The sequence below is a fragment of the Methylomagnum sp. genome (genome assembly GCF_054333355.1).
Map to the genome: position 1 here is coordinate 1 of NZ_JBTEKS010000199.1, position 8,094 is coordinate 8,094.

The following is an 8,094-nucleotide window of genomic DNA, read 5'->3' on the forward strand; positions in this document are numbered from 1 at the left end:
ACGGGCTACGGGCCTTTCCCGGCCACCAGCAGCCGGGTAATCTCCTCGGCGCTGGTCGGCTTGCCCAGCAAGAAGCCCTGAGCCAGAATGCATCCCCGACCGCGCAGCAACTCCAATTGCTCGTTGGTTTCCACCCCCTCCGCCACGGTGGAAAGATTGAGGCTCTCCGCCATGGCGATGATGGCGGTGACGATGGCGAGGTCGTCGGCGTTGCCGGTCAAGTCGCGCACGAAGGATTGGTCGATCTTCAGGCAGTCGATGGGGAAGCGTTTCAGATAACTCAGGGAGGAGTAGCCGGTGCCGAAATCGTCCAGCGAGAACGTGACCCCCAGCCCCTTCAACTCCATCAGTAGCGCGGCGCTGCGCTCGGTGCTTTGCATCAGCACGCTCTCGGTGATTTCCAATTCCAAGGCGGAAGGCCGCAGGCCGGTGTCCGCCAAGGCCCGCCTGACCGTCTCCGCCAATTGCGCATCCCGGAATTGCACCGGCGACAAATTGACCGCCACGGTCAGATGCTCGTGTCCCAGATCGTGCCAGGCCTTGGCCTGGGCGCAGGCGGTCTTGATCGTCCACTGGCCGATGGGGAGGATGAGTCCGGTCTCCTCGGCGATGGGGATGAACTCGGCGGGCGCGATGGGGCCAAGCTGGGGGCTGTGCCAGCGCAGCAGGGCTTCCACGCCGATCACCGCGCCCGTCTCCAAATCCACCTTCGGTTGATAGCACTGGAACAGTTCGCCGTTTTCCAAGGCGCGGCGCAGGTGCTTTTCCTTTTCCAAGCGCTGATAAATGCGGGTGTTCAGGGCCGGTTCGAAGAACTGGCAATTGTTCCGCCCCAGGCTCTTGGCGTGGTACATCGCGGTGTCCGCGTGTTTTAGCAGGGCGTGGCAGGTGTCGCCGTCCGCCGGGTGAATGACGATGCCGATGCTGGCGCTGACGAAGCTCTCGTATTCATTGTCCAGCACGAAGGGCTGGTTCAGCGCCGCGAGTAATTTCTCCCCCACCAGCAGGGCATGGCGGGGGCCGCTCAGATTGGTCAGGAGGATGACGAACTCGTCGCCGCCCAGACGGGCCACGGTATCGCAGGACCGGACGCAGTCCCGGAGCCGGTCGGCGGCGCTTTTCAGCAATTGATCGCCGTAGATGTGGCCCAGGGTGTCGTTGATGCTCTTGAAGTTGTCGATGTCGAGAAACAGGATGGCGGCCTGGCTACCGTTGCGCTTCCCGCAGGCGATGGCCTGTTCGATGCGGTCGAACAGCAGCTCCCGGTTGGGCAGGCCGGTCAGGTGGTCGAAATGGGCCATGTAGTCCAGCCGTTGCTTGGCCCGGTGGATTTCCTCCATTTCCAGGGCGTTATCCAGCACCAGGGACAGGGAGTGGGCGAAGCTGGACGCCAGGAGTTCGTCGCCCGCCGTGAAAGCGCTGCCGTCCAGTTTTTCGCTGAGATAAATGCGGCCATGGACGCGGGAACGGTAGGACACCGGCACCGCCAGCAGCGAGGACATGGGGGGATGATTGGGGGGGAAGCCAACGCTGCGGGGATCCTTGCGCATGTCGTCGAGGCGCAGGGCTTGATTCTCGCGGACCACCACCCCCAGCAGCCCCTTGCCCTCGGGAAACCGGCCAATATGGGCGGCTTGCTCGTAGCTCATGCCGGTGAACACGAACAGCTTGTAGCGCTCGCCGTCCTCGTCGAGTATGCCGATGGCGCCATAGCGGGCCTGCAAGACTTTGGCGAGGGCTTCGATGCCGCCCTGCAATAAATCTTGATGCAGGGTGGTCTGGGCCAGCAAACCCAGCAGGGTGCGGCTGGCCTCGTGCAAATCCATCAAATGAGTGGACCAGGCCCGCAAATGGGCGTGGTCTTCTTCCAATATGCGGTTGGTCCGCTGGGTCTCTTCCAATAACGAGCGCTGCCACTGGAATAGGGCGGCGAACGCGCTGTTATGGGAAACAATTCCGAGGAAGGCGCCGTCCTCCGCGATTACGGGCCGGGGCAATTCCCCGTCGGCCCAGCCGGAGTCCTCTAGTCCGCAGGCCAGTTCCAGCAAATGATCCGAGGCGTAGGGCGGCGCGTTGAATGAAATCAAATCGGCGAAAATCCGCCGGGGAAAGCGGGCGATTTCCCGCTCCGTCACCAGCCCGAGGAATTTTCTGCCGGTGCCCGCGCATTCCAGCGGCTGGAACACGGCGTACACCGTGCCGGGGATATGGCATGAACTGGGTCGGTCATGAGCGTCCACCCGCTCGAGGCGGGTCTTGGCGCAGAGTGCGTCCTTAACTTTGACCGCCATCGCCGCCGCCCTCCGTGACCGCGATTTCTGTGCGCAGTTCCAGGGACAGCATATCATCGACCCCCATCAAGGGCTTGATCCGACGCAGCGTGAAATCAATCAGGCAATCGCGGGGAATCCGGCGCAGCAGCGCCTGCCTCACCAAAATGTTGCCTATGGTTTCGTCCTCGATCTCGATGGGGTCGTAGGGCGTCGCGACCAGTAGCTCAAGCGCCCTGTGGAAGGCCACGTAGCCGACCGGGGCTTGGCGTCCCAGCACCACGGCGTCTCGCGGATGGGGGAGGGCGATTTCATGCACGATGGCTTTCAGCCGCAACTTGTCCACCCCATCGGCCCGCCGGTCCGTCAATGGTTCCAGCCACCCGGACTCCGCTGGCGTCGAGAAATTCGCACGGACGCACTTCGACATAGCTCCACTTCCCCTAATGGCCCAATTAATCGCGATTCAATTGGGTCGACCGATATTTTCCACGGCGCGCCTTAGATGCCGGGCAAAATCGGTGGGTATGAATCGCTTGCGGGCCGGATTCGCACGGCAGGCCGTCCCGCTTTGAGGGTGCGGTGAAAGGGGCATTGGTGTGCCGGGCAAATTTGGCTATATTGGTCATTGACATAAGTATTATGTCCTCATGTGTTCTTGTAATTATTTACTTGCCTGCAAATGTTTGTCTTGTGGGTCACGCGGCTAAGGCGTGATTTCATGGGCAAGACGCGCCCCAATTCTTATGAGCTAAAAGCCCTATGGCAAAGACTTTGGAATTAAAGCCTCCAAGGCGGGGGCATCATCACGGGATAATGGCTGGCGCTCGCCGAGCTTCCTTAAAAGCAAATTCAACAAGCTATGCAATAGCATAATAATCGTACAGTTAATCATGTTATGGGTGGTGCCAGACCGCACTGATATTTGTTAGCAACTGGCTGGTTGATTTGATGCGTAGAAATACGTATGGTATGCCGCTATTTGCAAAAATAGAACAAAAATTTTTGCCTGTCCATATCTTATACCAATTTGCTTGACCTAAGCTCTCATGTTCGTGGCAGGTAAAAGGCTATTTATAAGGGTTATTAATACACCACAACGCTAGTTACCCGATACTAATTGCATTCATTTTTTCATGTGGACTAATAAAAATTAATGGGATGGCTGGCTAGTGGAACAGATTCTTAAATGTGATTTTGGTTGCTTGCAAAAAAGCTCGAAATGCACCACTGCAGTTCAGGCCCAGGTCGAGCCATGTATCATGCCAATCTTGGCCCGGAACATCCCCATGGTTCGGGTCGCTTATTCTGCGGGACAGGTTATTCAGGATGCGGGAGGGGCTGGCTCGGTGGTGTTGTGTGTCGCCACGGGTTTGGTGAAATGCGTCAAATACCTCCCCAATGGTGAGCAACGCATTCTGCGCCTTGCGAAGCCGGGTGACATGATCGGCATCGAACTGTTGTGGGACCGCGCCTATCGGCACAGAACCTATGCGCTGATGGAAACCGAAATCCTGCGCATTCCTTTAGCCAAGTTGAAGTTACTGGCTCAGGAAGACCCGGACTTTTGCCTGTGGCTGGGTGGGCGCTGGTCGCATGTGCTGAACGAAGCGGAGCGATGGATATTGGATTTCGCCACCGGCGCCTTACAGGAAAAAATCGCCCGACTGATTCTGTATCTGGTGGATGGACGGGACGCTCAAGAAGAGGTGCCGCTGCTGAAAAGGAGCGATATGGCGGCGATTCTCGGCGTGGCCTGCGAGAGCGTTTGCCGAATAATGGGGGATTTCCAGAAGCAGGGCGTGCTGACCAACGTCCGGGCCAACCGCTATTTGTGTGATTATGGGAAACTCGCGGCTTTAGCGAGCCGTGCCCGTTGATTACGTGACGAGTTTGGGCGGTGGGAATGGGCTTCAAGCCCATGATTGGAAATGGCTGTTATTTGTTACTGGCTAAAAACCGCTCCCGCGACTTTCCTGCCCGCGCTCAATCCTCGTCATCATCCGCGATTTCCCGCCGCCGCACGGTTTTGGGATCGGCGATGATGGGCCGGTAAATCTCGATGCGGTCGCCTTCCTTAATCGGGGCGTCCAGCTTCACCAGCTTGCCGAAGATGCCCACCTTCTGGGTGTCCAGGTCGATTTCCGGGAAGCGCTTCAAAATGCCGGAATGCTGGATGGCCTCCTTCACCGAACTGCCGTCGGGAATCTCCATCCGCATCCAAAGCTGGCGGTCGGCTTCCGCGTAACACACGCCGATGTTCATGGGGGATTTCTCCTTACATCAAATCAAAATCAACCCGCCACCGCTTCCTCGGTTCCGACCACGGCTTTCGGAGCCGCCGCGCGGGCCGCGAGCTTGCGGTCCAAAACCTTCTTGCCCGCCAGAATGAATCCCAGCGCCAAGAATCCGCCCGGCGGCAGGGCCATCAACAAAAAGCCCCGGTATTGCGGAATCAGCACGCTTTCCAGCCAATGGAACGAATCGCCCATCAACAGCGTGGCGTCGGCGAATAAGGTGCCCGCGCCGAGGACTTCTCGCACCGCCCCGAGCGCCACCAAGGCCAGGGTGAAGCCCAGCCCCATCATCAACCCGTCCATGGTGGACGCGCCCACCGCCTGCCGGGAAGCGAAGGCTTCGGCCCGGCCCAGGATGGCGCAGTTGGTGACGATGAGCGGGATGAACAGGCCCAATACCTTGTGCATTTCGTGCATCCAGGCGTTCATCACCATGTCCACCAGCGTCACCACCATGGCGATCAGCACCACGAAGATGGGGATGCGGATTTCCGGCGGAATCAGCGCCCGGCCATGGGAAATCATCGCGCTACAGATCACCATCACCGCCGTGGTGGCGAGGCCCATGCCTAAGCCATTGGTGGCCGTGCCGGTGACGGCCAACAGCGGACACAGGCCGATGCTCTGGCTGAACACGATGTTGTTGTCCCACAGACCGTCGCGGGTAATTTTGCGGAATTCTTCGTTCATGCCTCGCCTCTCGCGTGTGCCGTTGTAGGTCAGGCTTCAGCCTGACCTTGCTGCGTCCGGCGTCGGGCTAAAGCCCGACCTACAATCGCTTTTTTGCTAACAGCTCATCCCGATGCCGCTGGAAGAACGAGAGGCCCGACTCCACCCCGCGCACCACGGCACGCGGCGTGATGGTGGCCCCGGCGAACTGATCGAAATCACCGCCGTCCTTCTTCACCTTCCAGCGCTCCGGCGTGGTGTTGTCCAGGGAGCGGCCCTCGAAGGCCAGAATCCAGTCCGATTTATTACGCTCGATCTTGTCACCCAGGCCCGGCGTCTCCGCGTGAGCGATGACCCGCACGCCCAGCACTTTGCCGTCGCGGTCCACGCCCATCATCAAAGTAATCGGGCCGGAATAACCGCCCTGCGCCGCCAGCTTGAAGGCCACGGCGGTGGTTTCACCCGCCTTGCGGGCGACATAGACCGTGGTTTCACCCAAGGTCGGTTCGGCGTCTTTCGGGATGACTTTGGAATCATCCAGCAGCGAGTTGTCGTAGAGGTCGCGGGCCAACACCTGTTCCAGCGTCGCCTTCATGTCCTCCGCTTGGCGCTGGGCGATGGAGCCACGGGTCGCCAAATCGCCGAACCCCAGCAACACGCTGGCCACCAATCCGGCAGCGGCCAGTAAATAAGTCTGGTAATCCAGCCGTTGCCGGAGATTGTCCAGGTCGTCGAACTGGCGACGGAGGGTTTGCCAGCGTTCTGCGGCGAGTTGCTTGAGGGCTTCCCGGTCGATGATGCTGCTCATTCGCTCAACTCCAGCGGTTGGCCTTTGCGGTCGCGGCCATAGATGCGGGGCCGCACGTAATGGTCGATGACCGGCGTCAGGGAATTCATCAACAGCACGGCAAAGCCCACCCCTTCCGGGTAGCCGCCGAAAGTGCGGATCACGTAGATGATGAGTCCGCAGCCCGCGCCGAAGATAACTTGGCCGAGCGGGCTATTGGGCGAAGTGACGTAGTCGGTGGCGATGAAGAACGCCGCCAGCATCACCGCGCCGGAGGTCAGGTGGAACAACGGGCCGGGATAACGGTCGCCGTCCACCAGCATGAATATGAAGGACAGCAGGGCCACCGTGCCCAGCAGGGAAAACGGGATATGCCAAGTGATGACTTTCTCCCGCAGCAAATGCAGCCCGCCTAGCAAAATCAACAGCCCCGAAGTCTCGCCCAGACTGCCCCGAGTCCAGCCGATGAAAGAACTGAAGAACCCATAGTCCCCGGACACCAGCGACTCGCCCAATCCCCGGCCTTGCGAGAACTCGGTTTTAATGTGGCTAAGCAGGGTGGCCCCGGTGAGTCCATCGGGCACGGCCTGTCCGCCAAAGGTAATCGCCAAGCTATCCAAAGGACCGGGCGCGGCGGATGAAAACGGCGCGGTCGGCGTGGCCCAAGTGGTCATTTCCAACGGGAAGGACACGAGCAAGGCCACCCGCGCCAGCATAGCCGGGTTGAACAGGTTTTGGCCGAGACCGCCGAACACCTGTTTGCCCACCACGATGGCGAGGGCGGAGCCGGTCACGCCCAACCACCAGGGTGCCCACGGCGGCAGGGTCATGGCGATGAGCCAGCCGGTTAGCAGTGCCGAGCCGTCCATCAAGGTGGGCCGCACCGGCTTCCCGGCCATTGCCACGCAGGCGGCTTCAAACGCCATGGCTGATAAGGCCGTGACAGCAAAAATGTAGAACGCGGGCCAGCCGAACATCACGAACGCGAACGCCGTGGCGGGAATCAGCGCCACGATCACCACCCGCATGATGGATTGCACCGGGCTGTCGGCCCGGGTGAAGGGTGCGCTCAGGGGATGGCGATTCATGCGGCGGCCCCCTTCTTTTTAGCGGCGGCGGCGGCCTGTTGGGCCGCTTTCTTGGCGTCGGCCTGGGCCTTGCGTTCGGCGGCGAGGGCGGCTTGCTCTTCTTTAATGCGATCCAGCCGGGCCTGTTTTTCCTCGACCAAGCGGCGGGTTTGTTCCGACTTGTGCTGGGCCTGTTGCCGGGCAATCAGTTCGCCGTTGGCATATTTGAAGTAGTGGACCAGCGGGATTTCCGACGGACAGACGTAGGAGCAGGAGCCGCAGCTAATGCAGTCCATCAAGCCGTAGCCCAGGGACGATTCCAATTGACCGGCGCGGATGCGGGTCATCATTTCCAGGGGCAGCAAGCCGACCGGGCAGGCGGTGACGCAGCGGGAGCAGCGGATGCAGGATTTGGCGTCGGAGGCGGCGATTTCTTCCGCCGTCAGGGCCAGGATGCCGCAGGCGCCCTTGACCAACGGGACGTTCGGATGCGGCAGGGCTTCGCCCATCATCGGGCCACCCATGATGTAACGGGCCGTCTGTTCCGGCTGGTGGCCGCAGTAGGCCAGCAAGTCCGTCAAGCGGGTGCCGATGGGCGCTTCCACATTGCGCGGCTCGCCGATGGCCCCGCCGCTGATGGTCACGATACGGCTGATTAAGGGCTTGCCGAAACGGATGGCGTCGCGGATGGCGTAAGCCGTGCCGACGTTGTGCATCAACACGCCCACGTCGGTGGCCCGCCCGCCCGCCGGGACTTCCTTGCCGGTGAGATAGCGGATCAATTGTTTATCCCAGCCCATCGGATAGAGCGACGGCACTTGGGCTATTTCGACCTTGCCGCCGTGGGGCGCGGCGGCTTGGGACATGGCCGCGAGAGCTTCGGGCTTGTTGTCCTCGATGCCGACGATGGCCTTATTACATTGCAGCCCGTGCAGCATGATGAGGATGCCATCGACAATGGCTTCGGCCCGTTCGCGCATCAGCCGGTCGTCGCAGGTCAGATA

At 60.5% G+C, this 8,094-nt stretch carries 8 protein-coding genes; 1 reads left to right on the forward strand and 7 read right to left on the reverse strand.

What is annotated here, in order from left to right:
* Positions 1–5 precede the first annotated feature (5 nt).
* On the reverse strand, positions 6–2,291 hold the full coding sequence (locus ACXWUF_RS14455; protein WP_458495351.1) for a putative bifunctional diguanylate cyclase/phosphodiesterase: 2,286 nt from the start codon (positions 2,289–2,291) through the stop codon (positions 6–8).
* Complete coding sequence (locus ACXWUF_RS14460; RefSeq protein WP_458495352.1) at positions 2,275–2,700, reverse strand: hypothetical protein; 426 nt, start codon at positions 2,698–2,700, stop codon at positions 2,275–2,277. Before ACXWUF_RS14460 ends, ACXWUF_RS14455 begins: the two co-directional genes overlap by 17 nt.
* Positions 2,701–3,532: 832 nt before the next feature.
* On the opposite strand from ACXWUF_RS14460, the gene ACXWUF_RS14465 reads away from it, so the two are divergent.
* A complete protein-coding gene (locus ACXWUF_RS14465; RefSeq protein ID WP_458495353.1) occupies positions 3,533–4,150 on the forward strand; it encodes a Crp/Fnr family transcriptional regulator in 618 nt (205 codons plus the stop codon).
* 106 nt (positions 4,151–4,256) lie between these two features.
* On the opposite strand, the gene ACXWUF_RS14470 is transcribed toward ACXWUF_RS14465, so the two are convergent.
* From ACXWUF_RS14470 to rsxC, 5 genes are all read right to left on the reverse strand, one after another.
* Entirely contained in the window at positions 4,257–4,535 is a 279-nt protein-coding gene (locus ACXWUF_RS14470; protein WP_458495354.1) for an RnfH family protein, read from the reverse strand.
* Between the two features lie 29 nt (positions 4,536–4,564).
* On the reverse strand, positions 4,565–5,257 hold the full coding sequence (locus tag ACXWUF_RS14475; protein WP_458495355.1) for an electron transport complex subunit E: 693 nt from the start codon (positions 5,255–5,257) through the stop codon (positions 4,565–4,567).
* Positions 5,258–5,336: 79 nt separating this feature from the next.
* On the reverse strand, positions 5,337–6,044 hold the full coding sequence (gene rsxG, locus ACXWUF_RS14480) for an electron transport complex subunit RsxG (protein WP_458495356.1): 708 nt from the start codon (positions 6,042–6,044) through the stop codon (positions 5,337–5,339).
* Positions 6,041–7,111: an RnfABCDGE type electron transport complex subunit D gene (locus ACXWUF_RS14485; RefSeq protein WP_458495357.1), complete on the reverse strand. Its 1,071-nt coding sequence runs from the start codon at positions 7,109–7,111 to the stop codon at positions 6,041–6,043. The genes rsxG and ACXWUF_RS14485 overlap by 4 nt, the downstream gene beginning before the upstream one ends.
* On the reverse strand, positions 7,108–8,094 hold a 987-nt coding region (gene rsxC / locus ACXWUF_RS14490), incomplete at its 5' end, for an electron transport complex subunit RsxC (RefSeq protein WP_458495358.1). The genes rsxC and ACXWUF_RS14485, both read right to left, overlap by 4 nt.